Raw genomic sequence first — 16326 nt, 5'->3', positions numbered from 1 at the left:
GATTATTATCCCAGTTGCCGCGCCGTGATGGCTTTAGGGGAAAATACGGAATTCCCCCCTGAAAGAGGGTAGTTTTTTGTGCGTATGCACAATTATTTGTGTTCCAGGCGGCTGAGGACTTCTCCCAGGTAGAGTTGCAGCAATCCATCCAGGCTTTGCAGCTCTATGCCGGTGATTTCACTGATACGCTCCAGGCGGTATCTCAGGGTATTACGATGAATAAACAGGGCCTTGGCACACTGTTGTTGGTCGCCGAAGTGTTGCAGATAGGCGCTGAGAGTGCGGGTCAGCAGGCCCTTTTTGTCATGCTGCTGCAGTTTGCGAAAAGGCGCTGCCAGCTCCTGACCGCGCCAGCTATCGACCAGTCCGGCCAGCAATACCGCCAGCGCGTGATCCTGATAGAGGTATTTGGTCTTTTCCGGCGCCCGTTTCTTTCCCAATCTCAGGGTTTCCAGCGCGGTATGAAATGAGCGCCTAATACCGCCTTCACCGGGGAAGAAATGCCCCAGCGCGATTTTGAGCCGGCCCTGGGTGTCGGCCGGCAAACGGGCAAGCAGTTTCTCGATTCGCAGATCCTCAAGCGCCGGATCCCAACTGCGACCATCGAGAAAGGCGGGTTTGAGGATCACCAACTGATCCATGGCGGTCATGGCCACCAGGTTGTCCCTTTGGGGATACTCGAGCAAGCGTTGGATCTCCTTGAGATCTGTGGCCTTGCTTTCGCCTTTGGCGAGCTCTATCACGGCAGCAACTCTGGGTTTTTGCAGATCTATCTGCAGCTGGGCAGCCCAGGCACAAAAATCGCTTTCGCTATAATTGTCCCGTTTCAGCAGTTGCAGAATAAATTCTTCCCGTTGGCGTTTATGCCAGAGATCCAGCTCGAGAGAGTTGGCTTGCTCGACCATCATTTCGGCGGTCATTTTCAACAGCTCACCATAGCGCAGCAGCTCCGCTGGATTACCGGTAATGCCGACAACGCCGATTATCTTGCCGTGATAGTGCAGCGGCAGGTTGACCCCGGGTTTGACGCCATGCAGGCTGTGGCGACTGCCTTCATCTATCACTACGGTGCGGTTTTGGGCTATGGCCAAAAGGGCGCCTTCATGGACACTGTTGAGCCGCTGCTTGTCGCCGGAGCCGAGGATCACCCCTTGACTGTTCATCACATTGATATTGTGGTCGATGATATTCATGGTGCGATCCACTATCTGCTGCGCGGTCGCGGCGTCGAGAAAATACATGCGAGCCTCTAGGGTCTGTTGACCTTTCATGGTTGAATTTTGCCCGTACTAGACGCGTTTTAATCGCGACGCAAGGTATGCAGCCTAGGGGCCTAGGTAAATACCTTGCAACAAAGAGTAAAGCGCGTCTAGCCGAGCCCTTTGGGTAGCATTTGTCGTTGTTTGGTATAAAAAACGACAAAAGCTGCAAAAACCATCTTCAAGGGTCAACAGACCCTAATGTGCCAATAACTCGGCGACTCTCTGCCTGAGTCTGGGTAACAGGTTTTGCTCAAATTCGGGGTGCTGTTTAAACCAGAGGCGATTACGCGGACTCGGGTGAGGCAGCACCAGTTTTGTCGGCCACAGCGAATCAGCTTCTGCCACGGCGGTACTGACGGACGCCTTGGCCAGCGGACTGCCCTTGATGTGCCAGGCCATGGCGTATTTGCCAAGGATCAGCGTCAGCTCAATATTGGGCAGGGCGGCAAAAAGCCTTGGGTGCCAGGTGGCTGAGCATTCTGGCCTCGGCGGCATATCACCCTGTTTTTCAACCGTTCCCGGATAGCAAAATCCCATGGGAATGACGGCAAACCGCCTGGGGTCATAAAACTGTTCGCGGCTCACCCCCAGCCACAGCCTTAGCCGGTCGCCGCTGGCATCGTCAAAAGGCAGGCCACGTTCATGGGTTATTCTGCCGGGCGCTTGCCCCGCGATTAAAATCCTGGCGTCAGGGTGGGCCTGCAGTATCGGCTTGGGCGGCAGCGGCAGTTTATCCCGGCACTGGGTGCAGGCTCGCACCTCATCGAGTAGCGGGAAATCACTGGGCAGAGCGGCAGTTTTCATCATATTTCCTGGTTTTTGATGGATATCAGACCCTACTTAGGCTTAGAAAACTAGGCTCCGAAAATCAGGCTCCGAAGACTAGGCTCCGAAAATCAGCTACCGAAAAAATGTTGCCAGGCCTGAAAGCCTTCATACAAAGTCAGCCCCAGCGCCGCGAGCAGCAACACTATCCGGCTGAGCTTAAAGCCGTTTTCTTTACACTGCTGCCAATCAGGAGCACTCCAGGCGATAAGCATTGCCGGTATAGTCAGCGGCCAGATGATATTGGCCAGCAGCAACAATAAGGCAGAGGTTGCCAGCAAGCGCCAACCAGCCTGAGGCCCGGCGACTTTGGCCGAGTTTTTCAGTTGCAGTGGCAACAACGCCAGCGCCACGGCTATCAACACCAGGCCGAAGTTCATACTGAGATCGGCAATAGAAGCATGATCCCAGAATACAAGTAACAGGGTAATGAGCGGAATGGGCAAGGCCCAATAGATATGGCTGTGGACAAACCCAGGGCGGCTATATTGGCCGTTGAAGTAAAAAACCAGCTGCAGTAGCAGGTTAACCAGAGTAAAACCACCCAGCACCAGTATGGTAAACACCCCGGCCATTAAACCGTCGGGTTGTGCGGCCATGGCCGATAGCGGAAAAAGGGCGACCAAGGCACAAGGATATTTCAACTTCATCAATAGATTCTCATCATAAAGGTTGCGCCTTACATTGGCTTAAAGGCGGAAGGCTTGCAAGTTCTTGATGGCCGTTATGGGATGGCTCTGAGACTATGAGGAAAAAAGGGGCAGTTCCGTCCGCCCAAGCTCACAAGGTAACAGGGAGGTGGGCCGGGGGAGCCGGCCCACGAAAGGTAAACTAATCTGCTGTAGCTTCCTTAGTTTTGAAAGGGGGTGTTTTCAGCAAAGTATTCGTGGCTGTCGGCATTTTGAATCGCCTGGGAAGGATTACTCAGGGCCAGCGATTTGGCGCCACTTTGGCCGTAGACAATGTCATCGGTTCCCGCCACCACATTGAAGTGACTCATTTCATGGACTATGGTGCCGCCCTTGGAGTCGGTGCCCGATACCGGTGCGCTCCAGAAGGCGTTACACATGTAGATCTTGTAGGGTTGAGTCGGGTAAACGTAGGCGTAATAGCTCTTCTTGCAGCTGCAATCGAAGGTCAGTGGCTGATTGTTCAAGGCCGAGTCTATGGCACTGAAGTTACTGCTGACGCTATTCCAGCGGCTGCTGTTGTAGCTGCCAAACCAGGTGGCATAACGCACCGAGCTTGAGGGGTTGTTGTTGCTCGCGAGGTATTGCTTGCTGTCGGCTGCCATGGCGCGGGCGGCGTCCAGCCCCGCCAGAATATCGCTCTGTTGGGAATTGCTGCAACGGCCGGTAAAGCTGATACCGTCGGGCGCCGTACCGCCATCGCCACTGCCGGGTTTACCCTTGTTGGCGCCGGACTTGAATTCACGGCCTTCCACATAGAAGCTGACCGGATCTGAATGTATCCCTTCTATCCCTAAGCGGGCCAGCTTCTTTTGTTGGCCCGGGTTGGGGGAGAAGAGTTGCAAAGAACTGACATCATAGCTTATCTCGTAGTTGCCGCTGCTGCTCATGTCGTAAAGTGAGGACAACTCTACCTGATAGGACACACTCTCACCGGATTTGAGCTTGATATAGTCCTGTTTGCCGGGCGCCGGGCGTTTGAAATGGGCGCCCAGATAGTGACGGTCAAGGCCATCGGCATTGACTTTGAACAGGGATTCTTCCACTCCATCAGCGGCTGTGTACCACTTGAGCAGTTTTACCGGCTGGTTGGCGTCATTGGTCAGGGTCACAGTGACCAACACGTTATCACTGGCCTTATAGCTCTGCTGGCTCATCTCCAGGCTGGCACGAATGCCATCGGCCAGCACGCTGGTACTGGAAAGGGCCGCGAGCAAGGCTATTCCTTGTAGTGTATGAGTGATTCTCATGCCTTTGTCCTCAGGTCATATAGTCTTAATTGTTATGTTTGTTACAAAAATGTAACGTTTTGCGGTGTAAGCTGCAAAAAGGGCCGCTGGCAAGAGGAATTTTACCGAATGCTTGTTGGTTTGAGGTGAAGGCGGGAAGAGATAAAAAAAGCCCGCGAAAAGCGGGCTTTTGGGAGCTAAGAGCGAGAATTACAGACGGTAGTTGACGCTCAACATGATCAGGTGAGCCGTGTAGTCATGGCTGTTGTCACCAAAGCTGACCAGGTTCCAGATACCATCCGGGGCGATATCGTTACCTGCGTCATTGTCCTCGTATTTCTCCATCTTGTAGTCAAGACGCAGCGCCATTTTCTCAGTAGCCTGATACTGGGCATAGAGGTTGACGTTGTGCACTTTGGCGTAGTAATCGCCATAGTCGCCTGTGATGCCTTGGCGTACCTGAGTGCTGGAATCCGAGTCAGAGTAGGTGTAATCCAGCCCCAGACGCAGTTTCTTCTCCAGCAGGTTGTCGTAGGCCAAACCGGCACCTATGACGTCCACCTTGTCTTCCACGGTTCCTGTCCAGGTGACAGTGCTGAAGTTGCTGCTGCCGGCCTGATCTGAGTCTATGGTCTGATGGTTGTAGAAGGCGCTCAGGCTGAGATCGTCTGTCAGCAAATAGCTGATGCTGGCGTCATAGCTGAGGTCTTTGGATTCTGTCAAACCGATAACCGTGTTGTTGTAGTCATCCAGCGCATAGCGGGCACCGAAATCCAGGGTCAGGGTGTCGATAGGGCTGTGAGTCACCCTGGCTTCAACCTGAGTGCGCTTGCGGTCGGCCAGATTGTACTTGCGCAGCAACTTGTTGGACTCGGAAGAGGTCCATTCAGATGCTTCGTACTCTGAGCCATCGCGCTTGCCATAGCTGCCCTTGATCCACATATTCCAGTGTTCAAAGCTGTTGAGACTGAAACGGGCCCAAACGCTGTTCTCGTCGGTGATTTCCCTGTCCTGATAGCTGCGTTCATCACGACGGTAGTCATAACCTGCGTCCAACTTCATGCCGTTGGCAATCCGGTAATCCATGGCCAACTTGGCCTTGTGACTGGTGTTGTCATAAGGGGTGTTGTAGGCCACACGACCACTGACGTTATTGATACTGATCTGGGTCCATTCCTGGATCTGGGTTTGGTTGTCCCTGTCGTAGTAATCATAACTGCCGCTGATCCGCAGATTGCGGGTGGCGCGTTTGACCGCCTTGAGGTTCATCCCCAGGATATCGACTTTGCCATCCAGGGATTCCTGCGGCAATTGATAGCCGTATCCCGAGGTGATAAAGGCCTCATCCTGGGTCATCTGTCCGGCGAACAAACGGCCGCTGACCACGGCGCCTTTCTGGGCAAATTGGCCGCTCAAGGTCACAGTGTGAGACTCGTTATCCGGATCCAGGCTCATATAGCCCACTCTTTGGGCACCAAAGGTTGGGTTGAAAGCGTTGTCGAATCTCAAGGTCTGGATATCATTCTTGAAGAATGAACCATTGTAGTTGAGTGCGGTAAACCAGTTGTCACCCTTGAGTTTAATCCCGGCCTCGACGGTATCTGTGGTGTAGTCCACAGGCTCGGCCAGCATCATTGACTGGTTGAAGAAGCTGCCGGATGCAGTTTTCAGGCCGGTTTTTTCTTCGCGCATATAGGTGACATAGGTGCTCCACAGCTCCTCACCCTGATATTCAAGACCCAGGCCTGTGCGCTTGCGCTTGAGCGACAGCTCCACTGGGCTCAGGCTGTCATACAGCATGGGCATCTCGTTGCTTCCACCGGCTGTCTGCCAGTTGGCCGGCAGTGTCAGGTTGCCGCTGCCAATTCCCAGGTAAGGACTCATGGCAGAGTCAGTCTTATAGGTGTGGATCTGACGGTAGTTCAGGTTGATATTGTACTGTCCGAGTTTACCGGCATTGATATCGACCCGGCCGTTTTCCATACCCAGGTTATCGGCTTCGATACTGGCTCGATAGCCGTTTTCACCGCGATAGTTCAGGTCTGCATCCACCTTGCCGGCAAAGTCATCTTCGGCGGCAAAGGCGTTGGCAGAGCGGATATCGTCAGAGTCGTTATAGCCAACTCCGGCACCAATAGTACCGGATACACCGGTTTCACTGACGCAACCCTTACAGCTCCAGGCCGAAAACTTGACCTTTTCGGTATTGGCATTGGCCAGGTCATAACCGTCGGCGGCCATCGCCAGACTGGCAGGAGCCAGCAGAGCCAGGGTGATCAAATTAAGTTTGAATTTCATCTTCCCGCCTCCTTAGCGTTGGAACAACTTGCCGGATGGATGGTTTGAACCATGGATCTGGCTGTGACAGTTCAGACAGCTGCGACCACCGGTAAAGGCGTTGTCGTTGACCTGAGAACCCATGCCTGTGTTACCCAGATAAGCACGGCTGGCGTGGCCGTCGCTGGCGTGACACTGTTGGCACAGTTGCGGAGCGCGGGTCTTAAGCATGCCATCGTTGACACTGCCGTGTGGATTGTGGCAAGTGACACAATTCTCAGTGACGGGTGCATGCTCCCAGAGTTTTGGGCCGCGCTTCTCCGCATGGCAGCTGTAACAAGTGTCATTGACTGACGCCTTGTTCAGATCGGCATCGGTCGTGCTGCCGTGAGGGTTGTGACAGTCGCTGCACACCATCTGTGCCCACTTCAGCGGGTGGCTGGAACGCTTGTTCATGTCAGCCTTTTGCTTGGTGTGGCAGCTGGTACATACTTCCATCTCAGTGTTCTTGGAGAGCACAGGGTCCTTGGCGGTATGCACGCTGTGGCAAGAAGCACAGGCAACATCGGCGTTGTCGTGGTGACCGCCGTTCCAGGACATACGCTTGTCATCCTTGTGACAGGAGAGACAGACGCTGTTCTGCTTGTCGGCCGCCAGGGTAGAACCCTTACCGAAGGTAATCATGGGTTCGTTACCGCCACGGTTGTGTTTGCCCATGGGGCCGTGACAGGCTTCGCACTGAAGTCCGGCCATAGGACTCTTGCTGGAGTCGATGGCGCCGTGAACCCCTTTGAACAGGTCCATGACTTTTTCTGACTTCTTGTGGCACATCAGACAGGAGTCGGCACCCTTGGGAGAGTAGCTGCCTTCGGCAAACTTCTGATCCAAGGTAGCTTCCACTTCTTCCGGGCTCATTTTGGCGTCCCACTTGGCGGCGTGCGCCGCATGGGTGACACCAAAAGATAACACTGCCGTCGCCAAAAGGGCGCTTAGCAGTGTTGGTATATTTTTGCTGATTCTCATATTAGGCATCCTTAATTTGTCCAAACCCTTGAAAGACGGGGGAGGGGTCTCCCCCGGCCTGGGCAAATTACATCTTCACCTGAGTGTGATCTGCGGCGGTTGGCTTGTGGCAGTAGAAACAGGTTTCCAGCTGCGCAGCCTGGTTGGCAGCGGTGTAATCACCATCTACCACAGCGCCGTAGGCTTCCAGTTGCTCCTTGGTGTGTACCATGTAGTCGCCACCGACAGTGTGACAAGAAGTACAGGTAGCAGTGACAGGCGTGGTGTACATGCCTGCTGAGGTTGCCAGAGCCCCCTTGTTCTTGAAGGCATCAAGATTCAGGTCGTTGTGACAGGCTGAACAGTTGCCACCGATCAGGCCGTGAGCCTTTTCAATGTGGGTCTTGTGCAGTTTCATCTCCAATGCGCCTTTGTTGGCACCGCTGGCGTAAGTACCATCTGGGGTATGACAGGCCACACAGCCATCAACACCGACGGTGAGCTTGCCGTTTACTTCGCGGCCCAGCTGCTCTGTCATCACAAAGCCGGCATGGTGGCCTTTGTGCAGTTCGAAGGTGTCGCTGTGACAGCCCTGACAGGTAGCGAAGTTCACTGAGTCGATATGACGGTGACTAGGTGCATCACCTGACTTGGTACCGAAGGCCAGTTGAGCTTTCATGCTGGTAGTGGCAACGCCATCGGCACAGGCGATGAGCTCGCTGCCTTGGTTGCACATTTCCAGACCGATAAAGCTGAAGGCGGTATCGGCATCACCGGCACCGAAAGGCAGGTCCTGAACGGTGAATTGCAGCTTGCCGTCAACCAGAGTCACGGCGTCCTGCAGCTGGCCGTCTTTAACCAGATCTTTGGCGACCTTGGCTTTACCGCTTCCTGGGCTGACGTTGTAGCCCATGACAGGGAAGTTAGGGCCTACGTTGGTGATGGTTTCCAGACGCTTGATCTTGGCCAGTTCGTTGTTGGCATCCAGCGCATTGCCGGCCTTGTCCAACAGGGTCACAGTCAGAGTCGCACTGTTGTCGGCGCTGCCGGTCAGTTCTGCTGCCAGACCGCGCTGAGCGATAACGGCACGTTTGTCACCGGTTACACCTGTGTGCAGCTCTTCTGTCCACTTGCTGTTGTGACAGGCGATACAGTTGGAGTTGTCGGTTTGTTGGCTGTGGCCCTGACCGGCAGCAAAATCTATGTTGCTGTGGCAGCTACCGCAACTTGCAGCTGTAGGTACTTTGGACCAGTTGCCCCAATCGGGCGTCAACTCGACATTGGTGTCGTTGTGACAGGATTGGCAGCTGTTAAGCGCATCCAGACCCAGATCCTTGTGCTTGGTATGGATCATGGCGTTGAATTCATTGCCTGGTTTTACCTTGCCTGAGGTGTGGCAAGTGGCGCAATAGTTAACATCTGAGTAGGCGCCGCCGTGTTTGACGTTGGCCAAATCACCGTGACAGGTATTACAGCTATCTGTACTCACCAGCTTACGGCTGTAAGCCGCGGAGGCACCTGAGTCGGCACTGAAGTCGACGAAAGCGTTGCTGTTGGGGATCAGAGTGCCGTCAGGCAGCGGCGTATTGTAAGCGCGCAGCAGTACCCGCTGGGCCAACTCAGGGTTGAAGCTGATAGTGTCTTTACTCAGCTCATTCAAGGTCTTGCTGAAGGTGTAGCTGTAGCTACCGTTTTTGTGGTCAACGAAAGTACCTGCGCAGCTGCTGCTTACAGTGCAGTCTTCGTTGCCGAAATACTGCCACTGAGAGGCATTACCTGCACCGGTTGCGCCTTCCGGCAGCAACTGAGCGGCGGCAAAGCGGAACTTCTGCAGGCCAACTACCGGCATATCGTCTTCGTTGGTCACGGTAAATTCAACCGTTGGGATACCGCCTTTGACAACAGCTTGCTCAAAGCTGAAATGCAGCTCTTTGATTTCACCTGCAGGCTCGCCGCCTGGGTTACCTGGATTACCATCGTTGCCATCATCGCCACCACAGCCACCTAAGGCCAGAGTAGCTGCACTGGCTGCCAGCAGCAGTGCGATTCTGGTTTTTTGTGCGTTCATCATCTTGTTCCCTGCAATAGTGGAAGTATCTGGTTTAGGGAGTGGCTGAGTCATCTCAACCAAATTGATTATGTAATTGGCCCTTAACCCGATACCGGAAATAGGATTTCCCTCGAAAAGGCTAACTCAAGCAGGGCCGAAAAGCTGCATGACTGGTGTTAATGTGTGACTTGGATCTTTCTATTTATAAAGAGGTATTTGAGCTGGTAGGGAAAACTTAATCTCGATCAAAAAAACGCTGTTTTTTAATTCGATTTTGGCAATTTGGCAGATAAAAAAAGAGAGGCCGAAGCCTCTCTTTAGGGTTAAATTTTAGTGGCTGAAGCCCCAGTTGGAGTGAGCTTCCAACAGCTGGGAATCAGTATGACAGGTAGAACAGGCTTCTTGGCCTTTCTGGGCGTCATAATCACTTGCAGCTACACCGTGGCCTGTACCTATCACACCACCATTGGTCACTATGTGGTTGATAGTGGTTTCACTCAGGCCGTATGGCGGCTGGTGACAGCTGGCGCAGGCGGCAGTCTGTGGTGATACCAGAGTCTGTTCTGTGCCATCTTCAGTCTTGCCGAAGGCAACCGGAGCGGCATCGGCGGCAATTTTCTTCAGTGAGAAGCCGTCTTTACCGTGACAGGTCTGACAGTCTGTCTTCTTGAAGAAGCCGTTGCCTGAGCTGTCATACAGGTAGTGCTTGGAGTGCACTATGTACGCCAGGTTGGATGAGCCGTCACCCTTCTTGTCGCGGGTACCGTTGTGGCAGGAGGCACAACCGTCGATGTCGTTGGAGAAACGGTGCTTGATGGCAGTGGTGTGACACTGCTGACAAGCTGTCATTTCGGCATGTTGAACCCTTGGCGTCTTGTCGACTTTGCTGCCATCCACATTGAAGTAGGCTGTGTCAGATGGCACGTAAGGGCCGGAGTTAGGGATAACACCGTCTTCGACTGGCTTACAGTCGGCTACAGCGCCTTTGCCATCGAAGCAGACATGCAGCTGGCTGCTCAAGGCCACTTTAACCTCTGGCGTACCCATGACTTCGGCTACTTTGAAGTCGCCGTCGCTGAAGGTGACATCTATGCTGCCGTCGGCGCCCTCACTGAAGTGGTCGTAACCGACTTTCTGGTAGTTAACCAGGAAGTCGTCTTTGACCACACCGTTGAAGACGATGGCGCTGGTGAAACCGCCGTGTGAGTACGGGCTGGAGTCAATTTGCGCCAGTGTCACATTGGTGTCGCCGTGCTTGACAGTCATGTTGGCCTTAATGGTCTTGCTGGCCTCATCATAAGTCATGCTGTTGAAAGTAACGCTGGTCTTGGCAGACTGGGCACTGTCGTTGTTGCTGTAGTGGGCGCGTTCGGCACCTCGGCCATGGCCATCAGGATCGCTGTGACAGGAGACACAGTTCAGTTTGTCTTCTTTAATCTGGTTGTTTTCTGCATCCCAGTGCCAGGAAGGTACGGCATACTGGCTGTTGTGGCAGCTCAGACAGGTTGCAGCATCCAGATCGGCTTTCCAGGCATCGGCCATCGCCAGGTTTTCATCTGGTTGGTGACAGGTCTGACAGTTGCTGGCTGATTGCGGGAAAATGCCGTTGTAGAAGGCATGGCTGTGCACTTCGTGCGCCATGGCCTTGATGGAACCATCAAATTTATGGCTACCGATCACTTGGCCATTTTCGTCCTTGTCATCCTTCATGTAGCTGTTGTAGTCAGTGTGACAGAAAGTACAGCTTTCCAGAGTGACGTGTTTGCCGCCGTGCATGGCCAGTTCACCGGCATGACCGGGTCTGTGACAGCTTTGGCAGGTTTCATCGGCGATAACCGGCTTGGGTTTGGCCTGAGTGGTATCGGAAGAGGGCTGCCAGTAGAAGAAGCTGTTGTTAACCAGGTTAACGTTGGCCGCATTGGCTGTTTTGATGCCCAGGTAAATACCATTGACCATATCGGCCTTGTAGTCGTATTTACCCAGGGTATCTATGGCTTTGTTCAGTTTCAGTGTATAGGTGCCGTCCTGATTGTCGGTCAGACAGTCTTCGCAGTTTTTACCCTGGAAGTAGGAAGAACCCGTGTAGAAGCCGTCACCTTTGTCTTTGTTGAAGTAGCTCAGCCAGATCTCTCTCGCTTGGCCTTCTACATTGGTCAGGCCTTCAATCTCATCTTCGCTGCCGACACGGCCGAAGGAGACTGCACCTATGTCAGTGTTTTTCAAACCAAAGACGGCGGCGCCGTTGGCATCGGACAAACTGAAGTTGATTGTCAGGAAGCCATTGGTGTCTACAGATGCTGAATTAATCTTGGATTTCAGCGTGTTGACTTTGCTTATGGGTGTGCCGACAGGACCTGGCTTACCAGTCTCACCATCCTTACCGTCGCTGCCACAACCGGCCAGCATCAGAGACAGCAAACCGGCACCCAACATCGCTTTAGTCGCGGCATTGAAATTAAACCGTTTCATCATGATATTTCCCTGCAAGTGATTTTAATCATCACTAACCAAAGGTTAAATAAGAATAAATCTCATTAACCATGGAAAGTGTGTGGAATTATTTTTCCAAGGCTAAGGCTACCCAAGTGGTGGGGATTAAGCAGTCACTTTAGATGGGTTATGTGATTAAGATCCGACTATTTCTTTAGGGGTATACGGCTAGATCAAAAAACGTTAATCCTGATCAAAAAAACGTGTTTTTTGAAAGAGTTTTTAACGAATTTTGCTGCATAAAAAAGGGAGGCACGTGCCTCCCTTTGGTAGCAAAACGCAAGTTAATTGCCGTGTGCAGTCATCAGCTGAGCCGGGGTATGACAGGTGGCACAGGCCTCTTTGGCACGATTACGGACATCGGTCTCATCCATGCCATCCAGAATACCGCCGTTGGCTTGAATATGCGATTTGGCCGCATCGCTGAGGTACTGTTGGTGGCAGCTCAAGCAGGAGCCTGCATCTGAGGATACCCAGATATCCGCGCCGCTATTGCTGATGTCACCATAGCGCCAGACACGATCCGGTGAACGACCCAGAGTGATACCTGTGACGCTGCCGGAAGACTCGGCATGACAGGTGGCACAATCGGTTTTCAGCACAGTGCCGGACTTAAGCCCTGCATACTTGAGGAAGTGGCCCTCACGCTCGTGTGCCTTCCAGGCAAAGCTTGAGGGGATCTTGCCACCGGGATAATCGGCGTCATTTCGCAGTGTCTTATCCGGTGTATGGCAGGTCTGGCAGTTGACGCCATTGTCATAGTGATGGATCTCCTTGCCATGACAACTTTGGCACTTGGTCGGATCTATGATGGCTCTGCGGGCCACGGCATCCATACCGCTGTCGACACCATTGTTACCCCAGACAAAGCGGTAGGGCTCCTGCTGGATAGCCACAGAGCGAACACCATCGGTTGCGCAGTCTGTCAATTGAATATCGGCAACACCATAACCGCCGTTATTGAAGCAGGCTTCCAGTGCCGACCAGATTTCAAAGCTCTTGCCATCCGGACTTGCCGGCATATCAAACGCCGGAGTCAGAGTATAGCTCTTGCTGGTGGTGTCAAAACTGCCTTCACTGAGACGAATACGGCGCTGGCTGTAGGAGGCTTCGTTATAGGCAGGGTAGTCCTTGTCTACATCCCAGCCCACTATCATACGGCTGCCCTGATCGATAAAGCTTTGATCCATGGCGTTACCGTCTTTATCCAGCACCTGCACTTTAAAGGTCATCTTGCCGGCGTTGCTGCTGACCTCCAACACCTTGACGCTCAGTTCGGCTGCCAGAGTGTAGGCTTGCATTACATCACCGTGGCGCTTGGCTGCGCTGCCGGTACCGTGATAGGTATTGTCCGTGTTGTGGCAAGCCATACAGTCGGTGCTGGAGTGGTGGGATGAAGGCTTTTCCGTGTGACAGGCGACACAGGCGGTATTGCTCTTCTCTGCCTTGAACAGATCGGCATTAGCGGGAGCACCACTGCCTTCCTGGTGACAGACGCTACAGTCTGAAGCTGGCTTACGAGGGAAGCCGACCACACCATAGTCGTGGACGCTGCCGCCATAACCGACAATCTTGTACGGCGCCGGCACTTCATTGCCGTCGGCATCATAGGTATGCCGTTCGGCGCCGCGGTGAATGGCGTGGATCAGATAGGTGAACTCCACACTGTTACCGGACTCAGGATCTCCAGAAGTCGCAGTATGGCAGGAAGCGCAGTTTTCCAGCGCTATTCGACGTCCGCCGTGCAGCTCCAGGCTGTCAGGTTGGTGACAAGTGTAACAGGCATCAATGGTGACCACATTGCGGGTCTGGATACCTTCTGTATTGCCGCTGGAGGGTTGCCAATCATAATGGGCATTGGCGGTAACCTGAGGGAGTTTCAGCTCCAGTGTGGCCCTTTGAGTGGCATCGGCATCATAAGCTATGGCCAGCGGCTCTGTGACTTCGGCAATATTGACCTGATAACTATAGCTATAGCTGCCGTCACCATTGTCAACCAGACAGGTTTCGCAGGCGCTGGCGGCTTCGACTCCGGCCTGATACTGAGGTGATGGACTGAGGTTATCCACCCCGTCGGGAACCGTTGTCGGTTGTTTGAGGCTATTGATATAGGCTTGCCATTGGAATCCCCAATCGGCTTCTCTGGCTTCCTCTCCTTCACCTATGGTTTCGGTCACATGGGTCAGCTGAGCGATACCAAATCTGAGGTCATAATCTTTGTTCAGACCCAGCACAGCCACACCATTGGCATTGGTCAACATAAAGTCGACCGTGACCTTGCCTGCTTCTACTTTGGCGTCGGTAAACTTGACCTTGAGTGTGGGAGTGGCATCGATATTCACTCCGATCACGCCGTCCTTACCGTCTTCGCCATCCTTGCCGTCACTGCCACATGCCATGAGCGTCAGCGACATCAGAGTGGCCAATGCCAGGCGGGTATGCCCTGTAACCAGTCTTGAGCTTTTCATCATTATTTCCCTGCATTGCTTTGATTGCACGACTGAGCCAGCTTTTGAAGACCGGCCCGTTCCTGTAATTGCCGCCCTTAAAGGGCGGCTTATTGTTGTTACTGGGCGATAGGATGCACCTTGGTGACATCGGCCATGCCGCCCTGACCATGACAGGTGGCGCAGCTTTCCGTTCCTGCCTTGGCATCGGCTTCAGTGCCTTGGAACACGGCTCCCTGTTGCGTCATATGGTTGCGGGCACTATCGCTCTGGTGGCAGTTACTGCAGACTGCCGCCGTGGGGCTGGTGAAGCTGCCATCATCCAGACTCAAGGGTTGCACTGCCGGGCTGAGTGGCAGTGCCATACTCAGCACGCCATTTTCATCTTTGCTGTGGCAGTGAGCACAGTTGCCTATGTTCCCCGGGAATTGCAGCGTCTCGAACCCTTCAAAATTGGCCGAGTGCAGCGCATGGATCAACTGCTTGAAGTCGGCGCTGCTCGCTGATGGATTGGCAGCAGTGGCATCGGCCTGCATATTGGGGTTGTGGCACAGTTGACACTGGCCGGCCAAATCGTTGCGAGAGCCGTGGAAGTTCAACTGTTGATCGCCATGGCAGCTGCCGCAGGTTTCGTTGCTGACCACCTGGCGCCGTCCGACCGTGGTGAGGCCGGCCATGTTGAATGACTGATGGCTCGACTTGATGACCAGCACACTGGCGGCGCTGTCACTGCAGTCGACCAGCATGCCTTGGCTGGCACAGACTCGGCCCTGAATCGCCAGGGTACCGGCATCGGCTTCACTGCCGGCGGGAATAGTCAGTCCATCCAACTGATACTGATAGATACCATCACTGCCGGACAGCGGTACCACTTCATGCACCCTAATTGAGCGGGCAGAGCGGGTGGCGTAATCAAAGCTGGTGCCCCAGTTGGCGTAGACCCTGAGATCGTTGACAAACACCTGCTTGTCGGCGCTGTCGTTGTAGGCTGCACCTGTCTGCGGGTTACTCAGCTTGAGCGAGAAGCTCAAACTGGTGCCGCTGACACTGGCGTTGGTGACCTCGGCCTTGAATTGCTCTAGGGCCGCCATGTTCTCCTGATTGGCATGTACTTCGCGGGTCCAATCTGGATTGTGGCAAGCGACACAATTGCTGTTATCCGCTTGCGCCGGATGACCTTCGCCTTTGACGAAGTCGATATTGTTATGACAACTGCCACAGGACTCCATGGTTGGCACCCGGAACCAGTTGTGCTGTTCACTGAGGGTTTCATCCTCTTTATGACAGGTCTGACAGTCGGACAAGGGTTTGGGGAATCCGGCCAGATGTTTGGCATGGATCATTTGCGGGAAGATGTTTTCCGGATTGCTGACCCGAGTGGCATTGTGGCAGGTAACACAGGTTTCCACCTGGTTATAGTTACCGCCGTGAAACGCCAGGTCATTGTGACAGCTGTTACAGGTGTCGATGGAGACAATGTTGCGGCTGTAGGCCGGAGCACCACCTGGGGGCTGCCAGTCGTAATGGTCATTGGTTACCGGCAATGCGGTGCCATCGGCCAAGGTATCACCACCGAGTTTGATCACTACTCTGTGAGTGGCACCGGCGATTTCAGCTATTTCATTCATCCCGTCGAAAGGGGCACTGAAACTGTAGGAGTAGTTGCCATTTTTATGGTCAACATAGGTGCCAGGGCAGCTGCTGGAGCAGGTCTCGGCGGTGAAATACTGCCATTCACTGCTGTTCCCGGCCCCACTGCTGCCTTCCGGCAACAACTGCGCGGCAATGAAGCGTCCTGAGGAGATACCGACTACCGGCTCGTCATCCTGATTGGTGACCCGGTAATCTACCCGGGTAATGCCCTCTTCGAGAGCCGTTTCCTTGACCTCAATATTGAGCTTACTGATATTCATCGCCGGCTCGCCGCCCGGTTCGCCTGGGGTTCCCGGGTTGCCATCATCACCACCGCAACCTGAGAGAGCCAACATGGCGGTCAGCAGGGGCGCGCCTAGGTAAAACAGGTGAGTTTTTGGGGTGTATTCCTTTGACATCGCT

10 protein-coding genes are annotated in these 16326 nt (G+C 53.8%); all 10 read right to left on the bottom strand.

The genetic code is table 11. The annotated features are described in order from the left end of the window. Positions 1-92: 92 nt before the first annotated feature. On the bottom strand, positions 93-1241 hold the full coding sequence (locus ON072_RS01860; protein ID WP_107353362.1) for a sugar diacid recognition domain-containing protein: 1149 nt from the start codon (positions 1239-1241) through the stop codon (positions 93-95). A gap of 216 nt (positions 1242-1457) precedes the next feature. Further along, positions 1458-2069 carry a uracil-DNA glycosylase family protein gene (locus ON072_RS01855; protein ID WP_274625934.1) on the bottom strand — a complete coding sequence of 204 codons (612 nt, stop codon included), beginning with the start codon at positions 2067-2069 and terminating at the stop codon, positions 1458-1460. Positions 2070-2158: 89 nt separating this feature from the next. Continuing rightward, the gene (locus ON072_RS01850; protein WP_144224602.1) at positions 2159-2737 is read right to left on the bottom strand and encodes a hypothetical protein; all 579 of its coding nucleotides are present in this window, start codon (positions 2735-2737) and stop codon (positions 2159-2161) included. 200 nt (positions 2738-2937) lie between these two features. Further along, positions 2938-4026 carry a M35 family metallo-endopeptidase gene (locus ON072_RS01845; RefSeq protein ID WP_261752739.1) on the bottom strand — a complete coding sequence of 363 codons (1089 nt, stop codon included), beginning with the start codon at positions 4024-4026 and terminating at the stop codon, positions 2938-2940. Positions 4027-4215: 189 nt separating this feature from the next. Next, positions 4216-6303, bottom strand: a complete 2088-nt coding sequence (locus ON072_RS01840; RefSeq protein WP_274625933.1) for an MtrB/PioB family decaheme-associated outer membrane protein — start codon at positions 6301-6303, stop codon at positions 4216-4218. Between the two features lie 12 nt (positions 6304-6315). Further along, entirely contained in the window at positions 6316-7305 is a 990-nt protein-coding gene (locus ON072_RS01835) for a DmsE family decaheme c-type cytochrome (RefSeq protein WP_093983290.1), read from the bottom strand. A gap of 67 nt (positions 7306-7372) precedes the next feature. Continuing rightward, positions 7373-9355: a multiheme c-type cytochrome gene (locus tag ON072_RS01830; RefSeq protein ID WP_062793546.1), complete on the bottom strand. Its 1983-nt coding sequence runs from the start codon at positions 9353-9355 to the stop codon at positions 7373-7375. 309 nt (positions 9356-9664) lie between these two features. Then, positions 9665-11806: an OmcA/MtrC family decaheme c-type cytochrome gene (locus ON072_RS01825; protein ID WP_044734226.1), complete on the bottom strand. Its 2142-nt coding sequence runs from the start codon at positions 11804-11806 to the stop codon at positions 9665-9667. Between the two features lie 302 nt (positions 11807-12108). Further along, entirely contained in the window at positions 12109-14295 is a 2187-nt protein-coding gene (locus ON072_RS01820) for an OmcA/MtrC family decaheme c-type cytochrome (RefSeq protein WP_186298886.1), read from the bottom strand. A 95-nt stretch (positions 14296-14390) separates the two neighbouring features. Beyond that, positions 14391-16322 carry an OmcA/MtrC family decaheme c-type cytochrome gene (locus tag ON072_RS01815; RefSeq protein WP_144224595.1) on the bottom strand — a complete coding sequence of 644 codons (1932 nt, stop codon included), beginning with the start codon at positions 16320-16322 and terminating at the stop codon, positions 14391-14393. Positions 16323-16326 lie beyond the last annotated feature (4 nt).

The organism is Shewanella sp. K8 (assembly GCF_028823715.1).
Classification (GTDB): Bacteria; Pseudomonadota; Gammaproteobacteria; order Enterobacterales; family Shewanellaceae; genus Shewanella; species Shewanella algae.
The sequence above is the reverse complement of the archived record's forward strand: the minus strand, read 5'-3'. Positions and strand labels throughout refer to the sequence as shown.

Coding starts and splice junctions, on each gene's coding strand:
- ON072_RS01860 (WP_107353362.1), bottom strand. CDS start 1,241: ATGTATTTTCTCGACGCCGCGACCGCGCAGCAGATAGTGGATCGCACC.
- ON072_RS01825 (WP_044734226.1), bottom strand. CDS start 11,806: ATGATGAAACGGTTTAATTTCAATGCCGCGACTAAAGCGATGTTGGGT.
- ON072_RS01835 (WP_093983290.1), bottom strand. CDS start 7,305: ATGAGAATCAGCAAAAATATACCAACACTGCTAAGCGCCCTTTTGGCG.
- ON072_RS01845 (WP_261752739.1), bottom strand. CDS start 4,026: ATGAGAATCACTCATACACTACAAGGAATAGCCTTGCTCGCGGCCCTT.
- ON072_RS01850 (WP_144224602.1), bottom strand. CDS start 2,737: ATGAAGTTGAAATATCCTTGTGCCTTGGTCGCCCTTTTTCCGCTATCG.
- ON072_RS01840 (WP_274625933.1), bottom strand. CDS start 6,303: ATGAAATTCAAACTTAATTTGATCACCCTGGCTCTGCTGGCTCCTGCC.
- ON072_RS01855 (WP_274625934.1), bottom strand. CDS start 2,069: ATGATGAAAACTGCCGCTCTGCCCAGTGATTTCCCGCTACTCGATGAG.
- ON072_RS01830 (WP_062793546.1), bottom strand. CDS start 9,355: ATGATGAACGCACAAAAAACCAGAATCGCACTGCTGCTGGCAGCCAGT.
- ON072_RS01820 (WP_186298886.1), bottom strand. CDS start 14,295: ATGATGAAAAGCTCAAGACTGGTTACAGGGCATACCCGCCTGGCATTG.
- ON072_RS01815 (WP_144224595.1), bottom strand. CDS start 16,322: ATGTCAAAGGAATACACCCCAAAAACTCACCTGTTTTACCTAGGCGCG.